Here is a 22,238-nt window from a genome sequence, read left to right as displayed (position 1 = left end):
TGCCGCACATGACGATCGCCGCGGTACGCACCCACCAGCTGTCCGCGCCGCTGCACACCCCGTTCGTCACCGCGCTGCGGCGCACCACCACGGTGGAGACCCTGGTGGTGGAGGTGACCGACGCCGACGGGCGGTCCGGCTACGGCGAGGCCCCACAGGTGTGGCAGGTCACCGGGGCGTCGGTGGCCGGCGCGGAGTCCTGCGTGCGCGACGTGCTCGCCCCGGCGGTGCTCGGCCGGGACCCCGACGACGTGCTGGCCCGCTGCGCCGAGGTCGCGGCGGCGGTGGCCGGCAACGAGGCGGCCCGGGGCGCGCTGGACGTGGCGCTGCACGACCTGGCGGCACGGCGGCTCGGCGTACCCCTGGTGCGGTTGCTCGGTGGGACGGCGCTGCGGGTGCCGACGGACGTGACGCTGGCCGCCGGGGCCGGCGCGGACCTGGCGGTGGCCGCCCGGCAGCGGCGCGACGAGGGCTTCGACGTGCTGAAGCTCAAGGTCGGCACCGACCCGGCGGGCGACCTGGAACGGGTCCGCGCGGTCCGGGCGGCCGTCGGCCCGCAGGTGCGCCTGCGGTTGGACGCCAACCAGGGGTGGACGCCCCGGGAGGCGGTCCGGGTGATCCGGGGCGTCGAGGACGCCGGCCTCGACGTGGAGCTGGTCGAGCAGCCGGTGGCCCGGTGGGACCTGGACGGCATGGCCTGGGTCGCCGACCGGGTGGACGTGCCGATCCTCGCCGACGAGGCGGTGTTCGGGGTACGGGACCTGGTCGCGGTGATCCGGCGGCGGGCGGCCGACCTGGTCAACGTCAAGCTCGCCAAGTGCGGCGGTCTGCGCCAGGCCCGGACCCTGCTGGAACTCGCCCGGGAACACGGGCTGGGCACCCTCGTCGGGTCCATGATGGAGACTCAGGTCGGGGTCGGCGCGGCGGCCAGCCTGGCCGCCGCCTACCGGACCAGCGCCGTCTCCGACCTGGACGCCGCCTGGTGGCTGGCCTGGTCACCGGTGCACGGCGGGCTGCGGTACGAGGGCGCCACGGTGGTGCTGCCGGACGCGCCGGGGCTCGGCGTCACCGCGGTGACCACAACCCCGGAGAACGAAACTAAGATTCAGCACCGAGGTTGATGATCGCAGATTTTCTTCCTATGGTCCGGATGGGGCACCGACACGTGAGCCGGAGGTCGACGTGAAGTTGGAGCCGGGCCGCGAGGCCCTCGTCCGGGTGGCCGTCGCCACCCTCTGGACCGACCCCGGCGCGACCCGCCCGGTCGACCGGCCCGCCCTGTCGGTGCCCTCGGACACCGACGGCTGGATCACCGGAATGGACGCCAACCAGCGGGTCGGTGACTGCGTGCTCAGCCAACTGCTGCTCGGCGAACGGGTGCTGGTGACCGCGCTGCACCCCGACGGCTGGGCCCGGGTCGTCGCCGTACAGCAGGCCGCGCCCCGGCTCGACCCGCGCGGCTACCCCGGCTGGCTGCCCGCCGCCCAGCTCGCCCCGGCCACCCCCGACGGCGGCCCGGCCGGCCCGCTCGTCGTCGACGCCGTCAGCACCGGCCTACGGGTCGCCCCCGCCGGCCCGGTGGCCCTGCCGGGGGTCGTCCTCGGCACCCGGCTGCACCCGGCCGGTCCCGCCGTCGACGGGTGGCGGCCGGTACGGGTACCCGGGCGGCCCGATCCGCTGTGGGTCCCCGAGGCGGACGTCACCGACCTTCCGGCCACCCCGCCGACCGCCGACGACGTGCTCGCCGTCGCCACCCGGCTGCGCGACGTCGCGTACGTCTGGGGTGGGCTCTCCGGGCACGGGATCGACTGTTCCGGCCTGGTCCACCTGGTGTGGCGACGGCTCGGCGTGACGCTGCCCCGCGACGCCGACGACCAGGCGGCGGCCACCACGCCCGTGCCGGCCGGTGAGGAACGCCCCGGCGACCTGTACTTCTTCGCCCGACCGGGGCGGGGCATCCACCACGTCGGCCTGGTGACCGCCGGCCGGGGGCCACGGATGCTGCACGCCTGCTACCGGCAGCGGCGGGTGCTGGCCGAGCCGCTGCCACCCGACCGGGTCGCCACCCTGGTCGGCGCGCACCGGGTCTGAGCGGCGACGGGCGTCACCGGCAGTGCGGTGACGCCCGTCGGTGGCACTACGGTCAGCGACGCGCCTCGGTCAGCTCACGCCGCCGGTCCCGGGACGACTTGACCAGGCTGGCCACCGTCGCCACGGCGAGGCAGCCGATGATGACCGTCAACGACAGCCAGATCGGGATGTGCGGGGCCCAGCCGATCGGCTCACCACCGTTGAGGAACGGCAGGTTGTTGTCGGCCAGCGCCTCCAGCACCAGCTTGACGCCGATGAAGCCGAGCACCACGGCCAGGCCGTAGCTGAGGTAGATCAGCCGGTCGAGCAGCCCACCCACCAGGAAGTAGAGCTGACGCAGGCCCATCAGCGCGAAGACGTTCGCGGTGAAGACCAGGTACGGCTCCTTGGTGATCCCGAAGATCGCCGGGATCGAGTCCAGCGCGAAGATCAGGTCGGTGGTGCCGATCGCGATCATCACCACCAGCATCGGGGTGAACAGCCGCCGGCCCGCCTCGTGGGTGGTGAGCTTCGCGCCGTCGTAGTCCCGGGACAGCGGCAGCGCCTTGCGGCTCCACCGGATCAGGACGTTCTCCTTGAACTCGTCCTCCTCCGGCTCGCCCTGCCGGGCCAGGTTGATCGCCGTGTAGATGAGGAACGCGCCGAAGATGTAGAACACCCAGGAGAACTGGGAGATCAGGGCCGCACCGGCGGCGATGAAACCACCCCGCATGACCAGGGCCAGCACGATGCCGATGAGCAGCACCTTCTGCTGGTATTTCCGGGGCACCCGGAACCGGGCCATGATGATCACGAAGACGAAGAGGTTGTCCACCGAGAGGCTGTACTCGGTGAGCCAGCCGGTGTAGAACTGGCCGGCCACGTCGCCACCGGCGGTGACCCACAGCCCCGCGCCGAACAGCAGCGCCAGGCCGACGTAGAAGCTGACCCAGAGGCTCGACTCACGGACGCTGGGCTCGTGCGGCCGACGACCGATGATGAAGAGGTCGGCCAGGAGCACCGCCGTCAGTGCGACGAGGGTTCCCGCCCACACCATTCCGGACACGTTCAATCCATTCCTCCGGCAGACACGCGGCGTCGGGCACACCGTACGCCGCGTGACGGCGAGGTGGGCGACGACGCACACACTGGTGACTGTCGGAGGTCTCTTCCGCCAGCGACCCGCAGGCGGGGCGCTGACCGGCGGAGCCGGGTCGAGCTGTCGGGGGACGCTCGACCGTGCTGACGACTCCGTCGCGGGGGAATACTCCCCTCCTCGGCCGCCATTGTTCACCATCGAGGGCTGCGGGCGCATCTCCTGCGGCGTGCATTGCCGGCAGCATCACGTTCCGACGCCAGGCCGACACCCCGGGCCGGGTCGTCCGTTCCGCTTTTTGCCTGCTCCCGGTGTTCGGTGTGCCGGACGGCCGCGTGCCGTGCCACATCGCGCAAGGCGTCCTAGGAGGCTAGGTGTAGGCGGGTGGGTGACCGGTCGCCCCGGCACACCACCGACGCGCCGCTCCGTGGCAGGCTGTCAGCATGGTGCTTGAGGTCGCGCTCATCGACGTACTGCCCGGACACGAGGACGATTTCGCCGCCGCCTACGCGCAGGCGCACGCCATCATCGTCGCCGCCGAGGGATGCCGCTCGGTCCGGATGACCCGGGGCATCGAGTCCCCCTCCCGGTTCGTGCTGCTGGTCGAGTGGGACTCGGTACAGGCCCACGAGGACAACTTCCGGGCCACCGAGGCGTTCGACAGGTGGCGGGCGCTGATCGGCCCGTACTTCGCCGGCCCGCCCCGGGTCGAGCACTTCCTCGACGTACCGGCCTGAGCCGGCCCGGGAGCGCGTCCCCGCCGCCGGGCAGCCTTGCGTCGGCGTTCCGGCGGCCGTCCGGCAACTTCCCGAAAAAATCCACCTTGGTCGATCAGATTCTGTCGTACCCCCGGGTTACCGTGCGGCGCACGCGCGGCAACCGGCCCTGACACGTTCGGGGGTGCCGGGTCCGGTGGTCGCGCGGCGAAGCCCCCTGGCCGCCGGCTGCCCGGCTACCGGCCCGACCCCGTCGCGCGCCACCGTCGGCCACCTCCGGCGGTGCGCCGACGGGAGTGGCACACACGGCGGGGAGTCGCCGCAGGTCCGCCCCCAGGCGCACCGCCGACGCCGCCCCACGAGCGGCTCACCAGCGATGCCCCGCCTGATGGCGCACGGGGCGACAGACCGGCGGAGACGTACGCGGGGTGGGCGGTCGGAGGCCGCCGTGCGGGGTTAATCCGTGGCGTCGGGACCGACCGGTCCGGTTGACTGCCCGGATGACCGCACGGGTGTTCCTGGTGACCGGGGTGAGCCGACGGGTCGGCATCGGCGCGGCAGTCGCCCGCGCCCTCGCCGCCGACGGGCACCGGCTGTTGCTGACCGGGCTACCCGGCTACGACGAGGCGCAGCCCTACGGCGGTGATCCGCAGGGCGTACCGGCGCTGCTGGCCGAACTGGGCGACGCCGCCGCCCACACCGCCGCCGACCTGCTCGACCCGGCCGCCCCGGCCGCGCTGGTCGCCGAGGCGGTACGCCGGCACGGCCGGCTCGACGGCGTGGTGGCGGCACACGCCTACTCCACCCGCACCAGCCTGGGCGGGTTGGACGCCACCGAGATCGACAGGCACCTGCTGGTGAACGTCCGGGCCACCCTGCTCCTGGCCGACGCGTTCGCCACCGCCTTCACCGCCGGGTCGGGCGGCCGGTTGGTGCTCCTGTCCAGCGGCCAGCGCCTCGGCCCGATGCCCGACGAGCTGGCCTACGCGGCCAGCAAGGCCGGGGTGGAGAACCTCGCCACGCAACTCGCCCCGGTGTTGATGCCCCGGGGGATCACCGTCAACTGCCTCAACCCCGGGCCGACCGACACCGGTTACGCCCCGCCCGAGGCGCACGCCGCGGTGGCGGCACTCTTCCCGTCCGGGCGTTGGGGCACCCCGCAGGAGGCCGCCCGGTTGGTGCGGTTCCTCTGCTCACGGGAGGCGGACTGGATCACCGGCCAGGTCATCGACTCCGAGGGTGGCTTCAACCGCTACCGGTGAGCCCGGACCGGCCGCCCGGCCACCGCCGTCCAGGCTCGGGGGCGCAGTCCCGAGGGCCTCCCGACCGTCGCCGCCGCTCGCGTCGTCCGCCGCCGGCCCGGCGGTCAGGGCGGCGACCCGGCGGCGGAACAGTTCCACCGTCTCCGCCGTGCTGAGCGCGGCGGCGGACAGCCAGCCGGTCATCCGGTCGTAACGACCGACGTCCGCGTCGGAGGCCAGCCGTACGTCGGTGGTCAACGCCTCCAGCATCACCGTGCGCGGATCGGCCGGGTCGGGGAACGAATAACAGGAGAAGGCGGTCAACGGGTACGCCCCACCGCGCGGGGCCGCCGTCCCCGGCACCACCCGGATGGTGACGTGCGGCAGCTCGGCGAGGGTCAGCAGGTGCTCCAACTGCTCGTGCCAGACGTCGGCGGGCAGGCCGGCCGGGTCGCAGACCCGCTCGTCGAGCAGGGCGGTGTAGTGCGGCGGTTCGGGGCGACGCAACAGCCCCTGCCTGGTGAGCCGGGCCCGCAGGTCGGCCTCGACGTCGACGTCCGGGTGCAGCAGCCGGCCGGCCGTGATCCGCAACCTGGCGTAGCCGGGTGCCTGGAGCAGGCCGGGCAGCACCGTCGGCTGGTACTCCACGATGGTCGCCGCGCCCGCCTCCAGCTCGGCGTAGGTGCGCTGCCGCTCGCTCATCTCGCCGAGCGCCTTCCACCAGCCGCGCCCGGTCGCCGCGTCGCGGGCGATGACGATCAGCGCCTCACGCTGCGGCGACGGAACCTCGTAGATGTCGAGCAGGTCGAGCACGTCGGCCAGGTCGGGTCGACTCTGCCCCAGCTCGATGCGGGACAACTTGGAAGTGGAGGCCCAGCCCAGCCGGGCGCAGACCTGTTCCAGGGTCAGCGCCTCCCGTCTGCGCAACTGGCGCAGCTCGGCGCCGAGCCTCGCGCGTCGAATGACAGGACTCGATGACAATGGCATCCCAGCCTCCCCACGAGGGAGGGTACGCAGGATCATCACCCAGGGCAACATTTTGCTTGCACACCGCAACGCCTATCTGAGTCGTCCTCGGATGACGCCGTCGTCGTCCGGCCCCGAACGGCAGCCCCCCCGTTCCCCACGGCTGCCGTTCGGGGCACCCGGTCAGGGCCGGTAGGTGCCGAACGACCAGACGTTGCCGGCGAGGTCCCGGGCCGCATAGTCCCGGGAACCGTAGTCGGTGTCGAACGGCTCGCGGATGATCTCCGCCCCGGCCGCCCGCGCGCGGTCGTGGTGGGCGTCCGGGGCGTCGACCGCCACGTAGACGGCGTAGTCGTCGTCGGCCGGCCGGTCCGGTCGAACCCGGCCGGTGCCGAGCATGACGATGCCGTCGCCGAGCGCCAGTTCGGCGTGTGCCACCGTCGCGTCCGGGCCGTCGTGCACCGCGTGGACCCGGAACCCGAACGCGGCGCAGAGCCAGTCGATCGCCGCCCGCGCGTCGGGGTACCGGAAGGTCGGGTAGATGTTCGTCATGCGCCGAGTGTGCCGGCCGCCGGTCAGCCCGGATTGGACGAATGGGAACCCGGCCGGCCCAGCGCCGCCGGGGTCGTCCCGGTGAACTCCCGGAACTCCCGGATCAGGTGCGACTGGTCGTAGTACCCCCAGTGTGCCGCCAGCCCGGCCCAGCCGTCCATTGGCCCCGTCCGGCCGTCCACCGACCCGGGACCCTGAGGTGGGGCGGGCCCGGCGGAGGCCGCGTCCTGCCGGCCCAGCGCCGCGTATGCCCGCTGGAAACGCAGCAGCCGGGCGGTTGTCTTCGGGCCCAGCCCCAGTTCCCGGCGGAACCGCGCGGCCAGGTGCCGGCGGCTCCACCCCAGCTCGTCGGCCAACCCGCCGATGCCGATCCGGCCGGCCGAGCCGGTGAGCAGGTCCCAGGCCCGACCGAGGTGCGGATCGACCGGGTCGGCGTCCGCCAGCCGGGCGTCGAGCGCCGCGTCGAGCAGGGCGAACCGGTGTGGCCAGTCCGGTGCCCCGGCCAGCCGGGCCCGCAACCGGTGAAGCCACGGGTCGGGCAACCCGTCGAGTGCCACCGCCCGGTTGGTCAACTCCCCCAACGGCACCCCGAGGACCCGGCGGGCCGCCGGCGGGGTGAGCAGCAACTGCACCCCCGCCCCGGCACCGGCCGTCGAGGTCGTGCAGTAGCCGTCGTACGGCCCGGCCACGAACGAGTCCACCCGGTACGCGCTGTGCGCCGCCGAGCGCGGGTTCAGCACGTCGAGCGGGGCGCCCCAGCCGAGGATGAGGACCACGAACGCGCCGGCCGCCTCGTGCCGTACCAGTGCCGGCGCGTCCCGCCCCGACGCCACGCCCACCGGAGCACCCTCCCGGTAGCCCAGGTACCGGCCCACGACGGGACGCAGCCGTGCCGCCGGCAGGCCGACACGCACCTCGTCCAGCACCGGCCCGTCCGTCACTTCACCCCGGCGGCGTCCATCCCCCGCAGCTCCTTCTTGAGATCGGCGACCTCGTCACGGATCCGCGCGGCCAACTCGAACTGCAACTCCCGGGCGGCGGCGAGCATCTGGTCGTTGAGCTCCTGGATGAGTTGGGCCAGGTCGGCGCGGGCCATTCCCTCCCGCGACGGCGTGCCGGCGGTGGCCCGACTGCGGCTGCGGGTCTCCTTGACCGGGGCCTTGCCCCGGGACAGCTGCCGCGCGGCACCGCCGACCCGGGCGCTCTCGGTGTCCTCCGCCTCCCGGTAGATGTCGTCGAGGATGTCGTGGATCTTCTTGCGCAGCGGCTCGGGGCTGATCCCGTGCGCCTCGTTGTGCGCGATCTGCTTGGCCCGGCGACGGTTGGTCTCGTCGATCGCCGACGCCATCGAGGGGGTGATCTTGTCGGCGTACATGTGGACCTGGCCGGAGACGTTACGGGCGGCCCGGCCGATGGTCTGGATCAGCGACCGGCCGCTGCGCAGGAAGCCCTCCTTGTCGGCGTCGAGGATCGCCACCAGGGAGACCTCGGGCAGGTCGAGACCCTCCCGCAGCAGGTTGATGCCGACCAGCACGTCGTAGTCGCCCTTGCGCAGCTCGCGCAGCAGCTCCACCCGGCGCAGGGTGTCGACCTCGGAGTGCAGGTAGCGCACCCGGATGCCGTTCTCCAGCAGGTAGTCGGACAGGTCCTCGGCCATCTTCTTGGTCAGCGTGGTGACCAGCACCCGCTCGTCGCGCTCGGTGCGCAGCTTGATCTCGTGCATCAGGTCGTCGATCTGCCCCTTGGTCGGTTTGATCACGACTTCCGGGTCGATCAGACCGGTGGGGCGGATGACCTGCTCGACGAACTCGCCCTGGGCCTGCTCCAACTCCCACGGGCCGGGGGTGGCGGAGAGGAAGACCAACTGGCCGACCCGCTCCAGGAACTCGTCGAAGCGCAGCGGCCGGTTGTCGGCGGCACTGGGCAGCCGGAAGCCGTGGTCGATGAGCATCCGCTTGCGCGAGGCGTCGCCCTCGAACATGCCGCCGATCTGCGGGATGGTGACGTGCGACTCGTCGACCACGGTGAGGAAGTCGTCGGGGAAGTAGTCGAGCAGGCAGTGCGGCGGGCTGCCGGGCAACCGACCGTCGATGTGCATCGAGTAGTTCTCGATGCCTGAGCAGAAGCCGACCTGCCGCATCATCTCCAGGTCGTAGGTGGTGCGCATCCGCAGCCGCTGCGCCTCCAGCAGCTTGCCCTGCCGTTCCAGCTCGGCCAGCCGGTCGGCCAGCTCGGCCTCGATGTCCCGGGTGGCCCGCTCCATCCGCTGCGGGCCGGCCGCGTAGTGGGTGGCCGGGAAGATCAGCAGATTGTCGACCTCCCTGACCACGTCCCCGGTGAGCGGGTTGAGGTAGTAGAGCTTCTCCACCTCGTCGCCGAACAGCTCGATCCGGACGGCCAGCTCCTCGTATGCCGGGATGATCTCCAGGGTGTCGCCCCGGACCCGGAACGTGCCCCGCTGGAAGGCCATGTCGTTGCGGGTGTACTGGATGTCGACCAGGCGGCGCAGCAACTGGTCGCGGTCGAGTTCCTGCCCGACGACGACCCGCACGGCCCGGTCGAGGTACTCCTCCGGGGTGCCCAGGCCGTAGATGGCCGAGACGGTCGCCACCACGATCGTGTCCCGCCGGGTGAGCAGCGACATGGTCGCCTTGTGCCGCAGCCGCTCGACCTCCTCGTTGATCGAGGAGTCCTTCTCGATGTAGGTGTCGGTCTGCGGGATGTACGCCTCGGGCTGGTAGTAGTCGTAGTAGGAGACGAAGTACTCGACCGAGTTGTGCGGGAGCAGCTCGCTGAACTCCTTGGCGAGCTGGGCGGCGAGGGTCTTGTTGGGGGCGAGCACCAGGGTCGGCCGTTGCAGCCGCTCGACCAGCCACGCCGTGGTGGCGCTCTTGCCGGTGCCGGTGGCGCCGAGCAGCACGGTGTTACGATCACCACGCCGGACCCGGCGCTCAAGATCATCAATGGCGGCCGGCTGGTCGCCGGCCGGCTGGAACTCGCTGACGACCTGGAAGCGACCGTCGAGCCGGGGAATGTCGAGCGCCATGACCCCCACGGTACGCCGCGGGTCCGACACTTCACCGCGATCGCCGGACAGCCGGTGATCAGCTTCGATATTGCCATTGTGGCCCACATCGCAGCGGGCTAGCCTGGACAGCGTAGGCCGCTCGCGGCGGCCGACCGCGGCGGTGGCCGGGCCCTCGACAGGCTCCCACCGCCCGGCACCTGGGGTCGCAGCACCCGGACATCACCGGCGTGCGCATCCCGCGTGGTCGCGCCCCTGGCGCAGACCGGCCGCCGCGAGCGCCCCTGCACGTCTCCCCCACCCCCACCGGCACCACCGATCCGCCACCGGCACCCCGTCTGCCCCGCAGCGCCCCGTCCGACCCCGGCGGCGTCACTCCGGTCCGGCTGACCCCGGCGGCGTCACTCCGCCCCGGCCGGCCCGTTCAACCACACGTGGACACCTCGCCCGACCAGCCACCACGCCCATCGGGAGCCGGTCCGGACCACCGCCGCGCCGGCCGCCACCACCGCGACGCCGCCGCGGACGGCACACCGGGCCGGCGACGGACCACCCTGGTCGCCCTGGTCGTGGTCGCCGTCACGGCCGCAACGGCCCTCGTGGCCGGCCTGGTCTCCGGCGCACCCGCCCCGACCACCACGGCGCGGGCCCTCACCGACGACGAGGCCGAGCGGCTCGCCGCCGTCCGGGTCGGCACCTACCGGGACGTCCGGGCCGGGGTACGGGTGGCCGTCGGCACCGGGGCCGGGCGCACCGACCTGGTCGGCTGGGTCGACTGGTCCCGCCCGCTGGCCTACCTCGACGTCGGCGGCCCGGGAGCCGGACCGGACCGGGGCCTGGTGCAGGCCACCCCGTCGGCGGTGGTGCAGCGCCCCGACCCCGCCGCGATCGTGGCCCCGGGCCGGCCACCGCTGGTGCCGCCCGGTGACCGCTGGCGGCTGCGGAACCCGGCACCCGGGCGGGGCCTGGGCGGGGCGCTCACCGTGCTCTTCGCCCTCGCCGCCGACCGGGCCGCACCCACCGCTGCGCTGCGCGCCGGAGGCGGCCGGTGGCTCGGCCGGGAGACCCTCGGCGGCGACCAGGTCGACGTCCTCCAAGCGGCGCTGTGGCCGGCTGCAGGACCCGCCACCGGAGCGCCCACGGCCAACCCACAGGCCACCACGGCACCCGCCACCGCCGTGCCGGACGGGCGTCCGGCCGACGACGCCGACCCCCGCTGGTGGGTCGACCGCGACGCGCGGCTGCGCCGCTGGGCGGGTCGGCTCGCCGACGGCACCCCGATCACGGTCGACCTGGACCGGTTCGACCGGCCGATCCCCTGGCCCGTCGACGTGCTCGGCGGCCGGCCCGGCCTGCCCCGCGCCCCCACCGACGAGGAGACCGCCCGGCTGGACCGGCTCGCCACCCGGCTGCGCTCCGGGACCGGGAGCGCGGCGGTCACCGTCACCGCACCCCTCGGCAGCGCCGCCAACCTGCGCGGCGGCGGCTGGCTGAGCTGGACGGCCGGCGTCGCCTACCTGTCCGTCGCCGAACTGGACACCCTCGGCCGCCGGACGCTGCGGCGTCGGGACCGGGCCGGCTTCGCCCGGGCGGACGTACCGGTCGGACCGCACACCGCGGCCTCCGGCCCGTCGGCGGCACCGCCGCTGCCGCTGCCGACCGGGGCCGGCTGGCGGCTCGCGGCCCGGCCGGCCGACGAGTTGGACACGCTGGTCGAGGCGGCGGTACGGGCCGCCACGTCGAGCCGGGACACGACCACGACGGTCCACGTCCGCAGCGACCGACAGGCCGACCGCCCGGTGGACGTGTTCGAGGTACGCCGCCAGGGCCAGCGGCTGCGGTACTGGCTGGACCGTTCCGGCTTCCTGCACCGGTTGGAGCTGCGCACCACCGGCGGGCTGTGGGCGCAACTGGAGCTGACCCCCGGCCCGCTGCCGGCGGGGATCGTCCCCACCCACCGGAAACCGCCCCCGCCAGCCCGGCCAGGCTGACCCGGCGGCAGCACCGTCAGGCTGACCCGGCAGGACGGCAGCCGGTCAGGGCCGCCAGCCGGTCCGCGCCGCCCACTCCTGCGCCCGCAGGTACTCCTCGGCGAACCACGGGTCGGCGGCGGTGCCGGCCCCGTCGCCGGCCGGTGCCGACGCCGCCGCCTCCCGGTTCACCAGCAGGTACGCCGCCCGCCGATCGGGGTCCGCGCGCAGGTGGTCCCGCATCATCAGGGCGTGCCGCCAACCGGCCGATCCCGCCACCCGCAGGTGCACGGCGACCGGCCGGCCCGGATCGGCGCTGCCGTGCAACCGCTGCGCCCAGCCCCCGTCACCGTCCCCACCCGTCCCGGCGTCGCGGTCCGCCCAGCGGGGGCGGTTCCCTTGCACGCCTGGCACCCTCGGGAACCCGGCGTCGGCGAGCCGGCGCGCCACCGGGCCGTCCGCCTCGGCCATCGACGGCACGGTCACCTGCACGTCGATGACGTCCCGCCCGGCCAGCCCCGGGACAGCGGTGGGACCGACATGGTCGATCCGCAGGTCGTCGGGGGCCAGCGCGTGCCGGATCCGGGCGGCGATCCGGGCGTACTGCTGCGGCCAGGTCGGGTCCGGCGCGGTCGACACCGCCGGCCCACCCGGGACCACCAGCTGTTCCCGCACGTTACGTTCGTAGGGCACCAGGCGTGCCGACCAGAGGGCGTCCACGGCGGCGTGCAGCTCGTCGAGGCCGCCCTCGTTGTCGAGCACCACGTCGGCCGCCGCGCGGCGACGGGCGTCGTCGGCCTGCGCGGCGATCCGCCGCTCGGCCTCCGCGCGGCTCATCCCCCGGGTCCGCACCAACCGCTCCACCCGGATGGCCACGGCCGTCCGCACCACCACCACCAGGTGGTACGTCGGCGCGAGCCCCACCTCCACCAGCAGCGGTACGTCGTTGACCACCACCGCGTCGGCGGGTGCCGCGGCGAACAGCTCGGCGGACCGGGCCCGTACCCGGGGATGGGTGATCTCCTCCAGCCGGCGACGGGCGGTCGCGTCGGCGAAGACCAGTGCGCCCAGCGCCGCCCGGTCCAGCGTCCCGTCGGCGGCCAGCACCCGCTCGGAGAAGGCGGCGACGATCGCGGCCAGCCCCTCGGTGCCCGGTGCCACCACCTCCCGGGCGATCCGGTCCGAGTCGACGATCACCGCGCCCCGCTCGGCCAGCCGGGTCGCCACGGCGCTCTTGCCGGACCCGATGCCGCCGGTCAACCCCACCCTCAGCACCCGCCCAGTCAACCGGACCGCCTCCCACCCCACCACACCGCCCCACCCCTGAGTCGATCGTCCCGTCGCGGGACGGGAGCGGAGGCACCCGGACGGCACAGAGCCCCGCCCCCGGTCCGCGTGGCGGATCGGGGGCGGGGCTCCTGTGTCAGCGGCTACCCGGACCCGGTGACGTCAGACGTCGTACCGGGTGGGAGGCAGCGTCCGGCTCACTTGCCGCCGGCGAGCTTCTCCCGCAGCGCGGCGAGCGCCTCGTCGGTGGCCAGGGTGCCGGCCGGCTCCTCGGCCTGCCGGCTCGGGGTCGACGAGCTGGTCGAGGTGGTGGTGCCACCACCGGCGGCCACGGGCGGAGCCGGGTTCGCAGCGGCCTCGGCGTCGGCGGCCCGGGAGGTCTGCACCTGCTTGGTGTGGGCCTCCCAGCGCTGACGCGCCTCGGCGTACTGGTTCTCCCAGGTCTCGCGCTGCTTGTCGTACCCTTCGAGCCACTCGCCCGTCTCCGGGTCGAAGCCCTCCGGGTAGATGTAGTTGCCCTCGTTGTCGTACGTCGCGGCCATGCCGTAGAGGGTCGGGTCGAAGTGCTCCTCGCCCTCGACGAAGCCCTCGTTGGCCTGCTTGAGCGACAGCGAGATCCGGCGGCGCTCCAGGTCGATGTCGATGACCTTGACCATGACCTCGGAGCCGACCTGGACGACCTGCTCCGGGATCTCCACGTGGCGCTCGGCCAGCTCGGAGATGTGGACCAGGCCCTCGATGCCGTCGTCGACCCGGACGAACGCGCCGAACGGCACCAGCTTGGTGACCTTACCCGGCACGATCTGCTGGATCGCGTGGGTCCGGGCGAACTGCCGCCACGGGTCCTCCTGGGTCGCCTTCAGCGACAGCGAGACCCGCTCGCGGTCCAGGTCGACGTCCAGGACCTCGACCTCGACCTCCTGGCCCACCTCGACGACCTCGGACGGGTGGTCGATGTGCTTCCAGGACAGCTCGGAGACGTGCACCAGGCCGTCCACGCCGCCCAGGTCGACGAACGCGCCGAAGTTGACGATCGAGGAGACGACGCCCTTGCGGACCTGCCCCTTCTGGAGCTTGTTGAGGAACTCGGTGCGCACCTCGGACTGCGTCTGCTCCAGCCAGGCCCGGCGGGACAGGACCACGTTGTTGCGGTTCTTGTCCAGCTCGATGATCTTGGCTTCGAGCTCGCGGCCGACGTACGGCTGCAGGTCACGCACCCGCCGCATCTCGACCAGCGACGCGGGCAGGAAGCCGCGCAGGCCGATGTCGAGGATGAGACCACCCTTGACGACCTCGATGACCGAGCCGCGGACGACACCGTCCTCGTCCTTGATCTTCTCGATCGTGCCCCAGGCCCGCTCGTACTGCGCCCGCTTCTTGGAGAGGATCAGCCGCCCCTCCTTGTCCTCCTTCTGGAGGACCAGGGCCTCGATGTGGTCACCGACCGAGACGACCTCGGCGGGGTCCACGTCGTGCTTGATCGACAACTCCCGCGAGGGGATGACACCCTCGGTCTTGTAGCCGATGTCGAGCAGGACCTCGTCCCGATCGACCTTGACGACGGTGCCTTCGACAATGTCGCCGTCGTTGAAGTACTTGATGGTCTCGTCGATCGCGGCGAGGAAAGCCTCCTCGGAACCGAGATCGTCGTGGGTGACCCGGGTGGCGCTCGAGGGGGCCTCGATGCTGCTCGTCATGTGGGCGGTTGCTCCGGTCGGATGGGTTGTCACAGCAGGCGTGGTGTCGCAGTGACCCGTTCGCGCCAGCGGATCCGCCACCGACCCCACCTGACGATCGCCAAGAGAGGATCATCGGTGCTCCGGTGACCGCGCACCTGCTCCCTGCCGAGGTACACGATCCACGAGCGCATCGTCTAGCCTACCCGCTGCATTACCACAGCGTGCAAGCCCTCCCGGGTCCTCACGACCTCGTCTGCTGCGAAAGCGGAGATTTCGGTGGGAAAGCACCTCCGCTGTCTCATCCGTCACATCCGCCCCACGGGACCGACAGCGTACGGCCGTCCGCCGCGCCGCGCACGCCGGGGTCCGGCGGACGACGCCACCGCAGGGCCTAGCGTGAACGGGTGGACGACGACGAGCGGGTGATCCGACGCCGGGTGGGCGACACCGAGGCACGGCGGGCCAACCGCGGCTGGTGGGACGCCGATGCCGACGACTACCAGGCCGAACACGGGGCCTTCCTGGGCGAGGTGGACTTCCGCTGGTGCCCGGAGGGGCTGCGCGAGTCCGAGGCGCGGCTGCTCGGCGAGCTGGCCGGGCGACGGGTGCTGGAGGTCGGCTGCGGCGCGGCATCCTGCGCCCGCTGGCTGGCCACCCAGGGGGCCGAGCCGGTCGCCTTCGACCTCTCCGCCGGCATGCTGCGGCACGCCACCCGCGCCGCCGGCACCACCGGGGTACGCGTCCCGCTGGTGCAGGCCGACGCGTTGGCCCTGCCGTTCGCCGGGGCGTCGTTCGACATCGCCTGCACGGCGTTCGGGGCGATCCCGTTCGTCGCCGACTCGGCCGCCCTGATGGCCGAGGTGCACCGGGTGCTGCGCCCCGGCGGGCGCTGGGTGTTCTCGGTGACCCACCCGATGCGCTGGGTCTTCCTGGACGACCCCGGCGAGGGCGGGCTCACCGCCGTGCACTCGTACTTCGACCGCTCCCCCTACGTCGAGCAGGACGAGCGGGGGGTGGCCAGCTACGTGGAGCAGCACCGCACCCTCGGCGACCGGATCCGCGAACTGATCGGTGCCGGCTTCCGCCTGGTCGACCTGGTGGAACCGGAGTGGCCGGCCGGCCACCGGGATACCTGGGGGCAGTGGAGCCCGCTACGTGGGCGGCTCTTCCCCGGCACCGCCATCTTCGTCACCGAGAAGCCGGCCACCACCTGACCGACCACCACCTGGCCGGCCGGCGTTCCACGGCGCCGAACGGCCGCCGTCGCACCGCCGGTGCGCCCTGACGCCCCGTGCCCGGCGGTACGCTGCCGTCATGAGCGCCGAGTCCATCCCGACATCACCTGGCCCCTGGTGTCCGGACCCGATGCGGCAGCAGCGTGCCGACTACACGCTGGAGGATCTGCTCGCCCTGCCGGACGACGCCCCCCGCGTCGAACTCGTCGACGGAGTGATCCAGGTGACGCCCTCACCCACCCTGGGCCATCAGAACATCGCCAGCCTGCTGTGGTTGTGGCTGCACAGCCGGGTGCCCGACCGCCTCCGGGTCGCCCAGGCGGTCGGGGTCGGGTTGAGCGCCAACACCAGCCGTCAGCCGGACGTGCTGCTCTACCGGGCCGAGGTGCCGGCCGACCGGTTCCGCCTGCGCCCTTCCGACGTCCTGCTCGCGGTGGAGATCGTCTCGCCCGGCACCCGACGGGTCGACCGGTTCGCCAAACCCGGTGAGTACGCCGCCGCCGGCATCCCGTTCTACTGGCGCGTCGAACAGGACCCGGTGCACCTCTACGCGTACCGGATCGGCGACCGGGTCGGCCCCGGCGGGGAGCGGCAGTACGAGTTGGTCGCCGACAGCGCCGAGCTGATCGAGCTGACCGAACCGTTCGACATCAAACTGCCGATCGCCGAGATCACCCCGTAGCCCGGCCCGGTGGCCGCCGGGCAGCGCCTGTTTCGGGGCGGTGCCGCAGGGTACCCGCCGGCCATGGCCGAGCACCGGTTCCAGCGCCGCACCGTGAGCCGCGCTGACGACCCGCAGCAGACCTACCGGGAGTTCACCGAGGCGGTGAACATGAAACCCGGGGAGTTGTCGTCCTGGTTGCAGACACCCGAGTCCAAGCAGGTCGGCTGGCACAAGGGTGGCCGGTCCGGCGGCGGCGAGTCGGTGGGGCACTCGTCGGGCCGGCGGATCGTCGACCTGCTGCGCCGTAAGCGGGCCGAACTGTCCGCCGCCGACTACCGGCACATGCGCACGGTGATCGGCTACGTGCACCGGCACCTGGCGCAGCGACCGACCGGCGACGTCCGGGACACGAAGTGGCGCTGGTCGCTGATGAACTGGGGCCACGACCCGCTGCGCTGACCGGGCCGGGCCTGCCGCCGGGCCAGGTGCTGCCCGGGTCAGGCGGGCCGGCCGCGACAGCCGGAGGGTGGGGTCAGGCCGTCGTGGCGAAGTCGACGTCCTTCGTGGCGACCGTGCCCGCCGTGCGCCCCGGGGCCTGCTGGTGCGTCCAGTAGAGGTTGGTGTGCGCGACGACCTGCCCGGGCGGCGGCGCGCCCCACCGTGTGCGGTCCTGGGTGGTGTGGGCGTCGGCGACCAGCGTGGTGTCGTAGCCCCGCACGAACGCGCCGTGCAGGGTCGACCGGACGCACGCGTCGGTCTGCGCGCCGACCACCACGAGCCGCCCGACGCGCAGCCCGGCCAGCACCGACTCCAGCTCGGTGTCCTCGAAGGAGTCGCCGTAGCGCTTGTCGACCAGCGGTTCCGCCTCGGCCGGGACCAGCTCGGGCACGATCTGCCAGTCGTCACCGCCGGGGACGAGCCGGGCGTCGGAGTGCCGCACCCAGACGACGGGCACCCCCTCCCGGCGGGCCCGCCGCACCAGGGCAGCCATGTTGGCGACCACGTCGTCACGCCGGTACGCCCCGGCGACGACCCCGTTCTGCACGTCGACGACGAGCAGTGCGGTGTGCGGCCGGTCGGCGAGTGTGCTCATGTCTCCCCCTGGTCGGGCCGGTGCGGTGGGTGCGGAGGCTAGTGGTCGGCGCTGTTCCAGTCCCGGCCGACGCCGACGGAGACCTCCAGCGGCACCGACAGCGGGTACGCCGCCCCCATCTCCTGCCGAACCAGCGTCTCCAACGCCTCCCGCTCGTCGGGGGCGACCTCGAAGACCAGCTCGTCGTGCACCTGGAGCAGCATTCGGGAGCGCAGCCCGGCGTCGCGCAGCGCGGTGTCGACGCGCAGCATGGCGACCTTGATGATGTCGGCCGCCGAGCCCTGGATGGGGGCGTTGAGCGCCATCCGCTCGGCCATGTCCCGGCGCTGCCGGTTGTCGCTGACCAGGTCGGGCAGGTAGCGGCGGCGACCCAGGACGGTGGAGGTGTAGCCGTCCTGGCGGGCGCGGGCCACCACCTCCTGGAGGTAGTCGCGGACGCCGCCGAACCCGGCGAAGTAGTTCTCCATCAGCCCCCGGGCCTCCTCGGCGGTGATGCCGAGCTGCTGCGACAGGCCGAAGGCGCTCAGGCCGTACGCCAGGCCGTAGTTCATCGCCTTGATCTTGCGGCGTTGGTCGGCGGTGACCTCGCCGACCGGGACGGTGAAGACCGACGACGCGGTGGCGGCGTGGAAGTCGTGGCCGGAGTTGAACGCCTCGATCAGCGCCTCGTCCAACGACAGGTGCGCCATGATCCGCATCTCGATCTGGCTGTAGTCGGCGGTGAGCAGGGTCTGGTAGCCGTCGCCCACCACGAAGGCCCGACGGATGCGCCGGCCCTCCTCGGTACGGATCGGGATGTTCTGGAGGTTGGGGTCGGTGGAGGAGAGCCGACCGGTGGCCGCCACCGTCTGCTTGAACGTGGTGTGGATGCGCCCGTCGTCGGCGACCGACTTGAGCAGGCCGTCGACGGTGGTCTTGAGCTTCGCCACGTCCCGGTGGCGCAGCAGGTGCTCCAGCACGGGGTGCGGGTTCTGGGCGTAGAGCCACTGGAGCGCGTCGGCGTCGGTGGTGTACCCGGTCTTGATCTTCTTGGTCTTGGGCAGCCCCAGCTCCCCGAAGAGCAGCTCCTGGAGCTGCTTGGGCGAGCCGAGGTTGAACTCCCGCCCCACGGCGGCGTACGCGCCCTGGGCGGCGGACTTCACCTCGCCCGCGAAGTGCGCCTCCAGTTCCTGGAGGTAGTCCAGGTCGGCGCCGATGCCGACGCGTTGCATCCCCGCCAGCACCTCGGACAGGGGCAGCTCCACCTCGGCCATCAGCCGGGCGGACTGCTCGCCGTCGCGGGACAGCTCGGCGTCGATCGCGTCGGCCAGGTCGAGGGTGGCGCGCGCCTGGAGCATCAGGTTCTGCTCGGCCTCGCCGTCGTCGCCGAGGCCGTCGAAGGTGAGCTGCCCGGTCTCCGGCGCGTCGACCCGCAGCTCGCGGTGCAGGTAGCGCAGCGCCAGGTCGGTCAGGTCGTAGGAGCGCTGGTCGGGGCGGGCCAGGTAGGCGGCCAGCTCGGTGTCCCGGGCGACGCCGGCCAGCGACCAGCCCCGCGCGGCGAACGCCAGCCGGGCGTGCTTGCTGTCGTGCAGCACCTTGGGCTGCCGGGGGTCGGCCAACCAGTCGGCCAGGGCGCGTTCGTCGGCCTCGGCCAACGTCGCCGGGTCGAGCCAGGCGGCCGGGCCGCTGGCCAGCGCGATGGCCAGCGCGTCGAGCTGCGGCTCGTAGCGCTCGCGGGGGTCCTTCGGCTTGGCCGGCGTCTTCACGGCGACGCCGACCTGGGTGCCGGTGGGGACGTGTGCGGCCAGCCAGTCGACCAGCGCGCCGGGCGCGGTGAGCCGCTCGCCGGCCAGGTCGAAGCCGGCCTCGGCCTCCGGCTCCACCGCCTCCAGGTATTGATACAGCCGGTCACGCAGGATGCGGAACTGGAGGGTGTCGAAGACCTGGTGCACGGCCTCCCGGTCCCAGCCCTGCCAGCGGGCGTCCTCGGGGCGGATCGGCAGCTCCAGGTCGGAGACCAGGCAGTTGATCTCGTAGTTGCGGATCACGTCGGCGAGCCGCTCGCGCAGGCTGTCGCCGGCCTTGCCCTTGATCTCGTCGGCGTGGGCGATCACGCCCTCGACCCCGCCGTAGGTGTTGATCCACTTGGCGGCGGTCTTGTCGCCGACGCCGGGGATGCCGGGCAGGTTGTCGCTCTTCTCGCCGACCAGGGCGGCCAGGTCGCGGTAGCGCTGCGGGCCGACGCCGTACTTGGCCTCGATCGCCGCCGGGTCCATCCGGGCCAGGTCGGAGACGCCCTTGCGGGGGTAGAGCACGGTGACGTCGTCGCCGACGAGTTGGAAGGCGTCCCGGTCGCCGGTGCTGATCAGCACCTGCATGCCCTGGTCGCGGGCCTGGCAGGCGAGGGTGGCGATCACGTCGTCGGCCTCGTAGCCTTCCCGCTCGACGACCGGGATGCGCAGCGCGTCGAGGACCTCCTTGACCAGGCTGACCTGGCCCTTGAAGTCGGCCGGGGTCTCGCTGCGGCCGGCCTTGTACTCCGCGTACTTCTCGGTGCGGAAGGAGCGGCGGGAGACGTCGAAGGCGACCACGATGTGGGTGGGCTGCTCGTCGCGGAGCACGTTGATCAGCATCGAGGTGAAGCCGTAGACCGCGTTGGTCGGCTGCCCCGTCGTGGTGGAGAAGTTCTCCACCGGCAGGGCGAAGAACGCCCGGTATGCCATGGAATGTCCGTCGACGAGGAGCAGGCGCGGCGTCGTAGCTGTCACGGCAGCGACTCTAGCCCGTACCCCCGACAACCCCCGGCGGCGGCACGGCCGCCGCCGGGGGTGGACCGGAACTCAGAGCACCTTGGCGAGGAACGTCCTGGTCCGCTCGTGTTGCGGATTGGCGATCACCTCGCGCGGGTCGCCGGACTCGACGACCACGCCGCCGTCCATGAAGACCAGCGTGTCGCCGACCTCCCGGGCGAAACCGATCTCGTGGGTCACCACGATCATGGTCATCCCGTCCCGGGCAAGGTCCTTCATCACGTCCAGGACCTCGCCGACCAGTTCCGGGTCGAGCGCGCTGGTCGGCTCGTCGAAGAGCATCAGCTTCGGCCGCATCGCCAACGCGCGGGCGATCGCCACCCGCTGCTGCTGCCCGCCGGAGAGCTGACCGGGGTACGCGCCGAGCTTGTCGCCCAGCCCCACCCGCTCCAGCAGCTGCGCGGCCCGCTCCCGGGCCGCCGCCTTCTTCTCCCGGCCCAGCAGCACCGGCGCCTCGGTCACGTTGCCCAGCACCGTCATGTGCGGGAAGAGGTTGAACCGCTGGAACACCATCCCGATCGAACGGCGCTGCGCGGCCACCTCCTTCTCCCGCATCTCGTGCAGCCGGCCGCCGCGCTCCCGGTAGCCGATCAGCTCGCCGTCCACCCGGATCGACCCGGCGTTGATCTTCTCCAGGTGGTTGATGCAGCGCAGGAAGGTCGACTTGCCGGAGCCGGACGGCCCCAGCAGGCAGCACACCTCGCCCGACCGGACCTCCAGGTCGATGCCCTTGAGCACCTCCAGCGGCCCGAACGACTTGTGCACCTGCTCGGCCCGCACCATCAGCCCGGACCCGTCGGCCGACGCACCGGCCCGGCCCGACTCGGCGGCGGGAGCACCCGCCTGGCCGGGAATCAGCTCGCTCATGCCTGACCCACCGTCCCCGCGTTGCCGCCGCCACCGGTCTCCGCCGCCATCCCGCGCAACCGCAGCCGGGCCCGGCCGGCCGGGCCGTAGCCCTTGCCGAAGTGCCGCTCCAGGAAGTACTGCCCGACCAGCAGGATGCTGGTCAGGAAGAGGTACCACAGGCAGGCGGCGACATACATCGGGAAGATCTGGAAGGTCCGTTTGCCGACCGCGTCGAGCTGGAAGAACAGCTCCACGCTCACCGGCACGTAGAGCAGCAGCGAGGTGTCCTTGAGCATCGCGATGGTCTCGTTGCCGGTCGGCGGGATGATCACCCGCATCGCCTGCGGCAGCACCACCCGACGCAGCAGCTGACCCCGGCTCATGCCCAGCGCCTGGGCCGCCTCGGTCTGCCCCTCGTCGACCGACTGGATGCCGGCCCGGACGATCTCGGCCATGTAGGCCGCCTCGGACAGCGCCAACCCCAGCAGGCCGGCCATGAAACCGGTGAGGATGTCCCGGGAGGAGAAGCCGAACAGCCGCAGTTGCAGGTTGTCGATGCCGAAGAGCTGGCCGAGCTGGGTGTCGAACGGCACCCCGAACTCGATCCGGCTCCACAGGATGCCGATGTTGCCGAAGACCGCCAGCAGCACCAGCCGGGGCACCGCCCGGAAGAACCAGGTGTAGAGCCAGGCGACCCCGCGCAGGATCGGATTGTCCGACAGCCGCATCACCGCCACCACCACACCCAGCGTGACGCCGATGAGCATCGCGCTCACCGTCATCAGCACCGTGCCGCGCAGCAGCCCCTCGATGATCGGCGGACGGAACATCTTGTCCACCATGAACGACCAGTTGAAGGCGTCGTTGGTGACCAGCAGGTGGACGAACATGGCGACCAGCACGGCCAGCACGGCGACCGCGACCCAGCGCCCCGGGTGCCGTACGGGCACGGCGCGGAGAGGCTCCGGCCGCGCCCGTACGGTGGAAGTGTCGTGGGATTCCATGA

The 22,238-nt window shown here is 72.8% G+C and carries 18 protein-coding genes and 1 pseudogene; 8 read left to right on the top strand and 11 right to left on the bottom strand.

Annotated features, from left to right (window positions below):
• Positions 1–8: 8 nt before the first annotated feature.
• Both ACWCHM_RS05780 and ACWCHM_RS05775 read left to right on the top strand, forming a co-directional pair.
• Positions 9–1,121, top strand: coding sequence for a mandelate racemase/muconate lactonizing enzyme family protein (locus ACWCHM_RS05780; RefSeq protein ID WP_204959174.1), 1,113 nt, complete (start codon positions 9–11; stop codon positions 1,119–1,121).
• A 61-nt stretch (positions 1,122–1,182) separates the two neighbouring features.
• Positions 1,183–2,091, top strand: coding sequence for a C40 family peptidase (locus ACWCHM_RS05775; protein WP_454221669.1), 909 nt, complete (start codon positions 1,183–1,185; stop codon positions 2,089–2,091).
• Between the two features lie 52 nt (positions 2,092–2,143).
• On the opposite strand, the gene ACWCHM_RS05770 is transcribed toward ACWCHM_RS05775, so the two are convergent.
• A complete protein-coding gene (locus tag ACWCHM_RS05770; protein WP_204959176.1) occupies positions 2,144–3,142 on the bottom strand; it encodes a TerC family protein in 999 nt (332 codons plus the stop codon).
• A 467-nt stretch (positions 3,143–3,609) separates the two neighbouring features.
• Here ACWCHM_RS05770 and ACWCHM_RS05765 point away from each other — a divergent pair, with 467 nt between their 5' ends.
• A complete protein-coding gene (locus ACWCHM_RS05765) occupies positions 3,610–3,903 on the top strand; it encodes an antibiotic biosynthesis monooxygenase family protein (RefSeq protein ID WP_204959177.1) in 294 nt (97 codons plus the stop codon).
• 479 nt (positions 3,904–4,382) lie between these two features.
• Entirely contained in the window at positions 4,383–5,144 is a 762-nt protein-coding gene (locus ACWCHM_RS05760; protein ID WP_454221668.1) for an SDR family oxidoreductase, read from the top strand.
• A gap of 108 nt (positions 5,145–5,252) precedes the next feature.
• On the opposite strand, the pseudogene ACWCHM_RS05755 reads toward ACWCHM_RS05760, so the two are convergent.
• The 4 genes and pseudogenes from ACWCHM_RS05755 to uvrB form a co-directional block, all read right to left on the bottom strand.
• Positions 5,253–6,110 (bottom strand): annotated as a pseudogene (locus ACWCHM_RS05755) (helix-turn-helix domain-containing protein); the annotation flags it as partial.
• Positions 6,111–6,272: 162 nt separating this feature from the next.
• Positions 6,273–6,641 carry a VOC family protein gene (locus ACWCHM_RS05750; protein WP_454221667.1) on the bottom strand — a complete coding sequence of 123 codons (369 nt, stop codon included), beginning with the start codon at positions 6,639–6,641 and terminating at the stop codon, positions 6,273–6,275.
• Between the two features lie 23 nt (positions 6,642–6,664).
• The gene (locus ACWCHM_RS05745) at positions 6,665–7,567 is read right to left on the bottom strand and encodes a helix-turn-helix domain-containing protein (RefSeq protein ID WP_454221666.1); all 903 of its coding nucleotides are present in this window, start codon (positions 7,565–7,567) and stop codon (positions 6,665–6,667) included.
• A gap of 11 nt (positions 7,568–7,578) precedes the next feature.
• A complete protein-coding gene (gene uvrB / locus ACWCHM_RS05740; protein WP_204959181.1) occupies positions 7,579–9,687 on the bottom strand; it encodes an excinuclease ABC subunit UvrB in 2,109 nt (702 codons plus the stop codon).
• Between the two features lie 413 nt (positions 9,688–10,100).
• Between uvrB and ACWCHM_RS05735 the strand changes: the two genes are divergently transcribed.
• A complete protein-coding gene (locus ACWCHM_RS05735; protein WP_454221665.1) occupies positions 10,101–11,657 on the top strand; it encodes a hypothetical protein in 1,557 nt (518 codons plus the stop codon).
• 45 nt (positions 11,658–11,702) lie between these two features.
• Here the strand turns inward: ACWCHM_RS05735 and coaE are convergent, their stop codons facing one another.
• Both coaE and rpsA read right to left on the bottom strand, forming a co-directional pair.
• Entirely contained in the window at positions 11,703–12,911 is a 1,209-nt protein-coding gene (coaE, locus tag ACWCHM_RS05730) for a dephospho-CoA kinase (RefSeq protein ID WP_421487825.1), read from the bottom strand.
• A gap of 209 nt (positions 12,912–13,120) precedes the next feature.
• On the bottom strand, positions 13,121–14,620 hold the full coding sequence (rpsA, locus tag ACWCHM_RS05725) for a 30S ribosomal protein S1 (protein WP_204959184.1): 1,500 nt from the start codon (positions 14,618–14,620) through the stop codon (positions 13,121–13,123).
• Positions 14,621–15,006: 386 nt separating this feature from the next.
• Here rpsA and ACWCHM_RS05720 point away from each other — a divergent pair, with 386 nt between their 5' ends.
• The 3 genes from ACWCHM_RS05720 (at position 15,007) to ACWCHM_RS05710 (ending at position 16,960) form a co-directional block, all read left to right on the top strand.
• Positions 15,007–15,816, top strand: a complete 810-nt coding sequence (locus ACWCHM_RS05720; protein ID WP_204959185.1) for a class I SAM-dependent methyltransferase — start codon at positions 15,007–15,009, stop codon at positions 15,814–15,816.
• Between the two features lie 151 nt (positions 15,817–15,967).
• A complete protein-coding gene (locus tag ACWCHM_RS05715; protein ID WP_204959624.1) occupies positions 15,968–16,519 on the top strand; it encodes a Uma2 family endonuclease in 552 nt (183 codons plus the stop codon).
• A gap of 93 nt (positions 16,520–16,612) precedes the next feature.
• Positions 16,613–16,960, top strand: a complete 348-nt coding sequence (locus tag ACWCHM_RS05710; RefSeq protein ID WP_454223022.1) for a DUF3140 domain-containing protein — start codon at positions 16,613–16,615, stop codon at positions 16,958–16,960.
• A 73-nt stretch (positions 16,961–17,033) separates the two neighbouring features.
• Here the strand turns inward: ACWCHM_RS05710 and ACWCHM_RS05705 are convergent, their stop codons facing one another.
• The 4 genes from ACWCHM_RS05705 to ACWCHM_RS05690 all read right to left on the bottom strand — a co-directional run bounded on the left by ACWCHM_RS05705 (position 17,034) and on the right by ACWCHM_RS05690 (position 22,236).
• Complete coding sequence (locus ACWCHM_RS05705; protein WP_204959186.1) at positions 17,034–17,594, bottom strand: cysteine hydrolase family protein; 561 nt, start codon at positions 17,592–17,594, stop codon at positions 17,034–17,036.
• A gap of 38 nt (positions 17,595–17,632) precedes the next feature.
• Positions 17,633–20,341, bottom strand: coding sequence for a DNA polymerase I (gene polA / locus ACWCHM_RS05700; RefSeq protein ID WP_454221664.1), 2,709 nt, complete (start codon positions 20,339–20,341; stop codon positions 17,633–17,635).
• 72 nt (positions 20,342–20,413) lie between these two features.
• The gene (locus tag ACWCHM_RS05695; RefSeq protein WP_281895719.1) at positions 20,414–21,250 is read right to left on the bottom strand and encodes an amino acid ABC transporter ATP-binding protein; all 837 of its coding nucleotides are present in this window, start codon (positions 21,248–21,250) and stop codon (positions 20,414–20,416) included.
• Positions 21,247–22,236 carry an amino acid ABC transporter permease gene (locus tag ACWCHM_RS05690; protein ID WP_204959188.1) on the bottom strand — a complete coding sequence of 330 codons (990 nt, stop codon included), beginning with the start codon at positions 22,234–22,236 and terminating at the stop codon, positions 21,247–21,249. Before ACWCHM_RS05690 ends, ACWCHM_RS05695 begins: the two co-directional genes overlap by 4 nt.
• Between the last annotated feature and the right edge of the window lie 2 nt (positions 22,237–22,238).

It is taken from the genome of Micromonospora sp. SCSIO 07396 (genome assembly GCF_053667945.1).
This window is presented reverse-complemented; position numbering and strand designations above follow the sequence as displayed.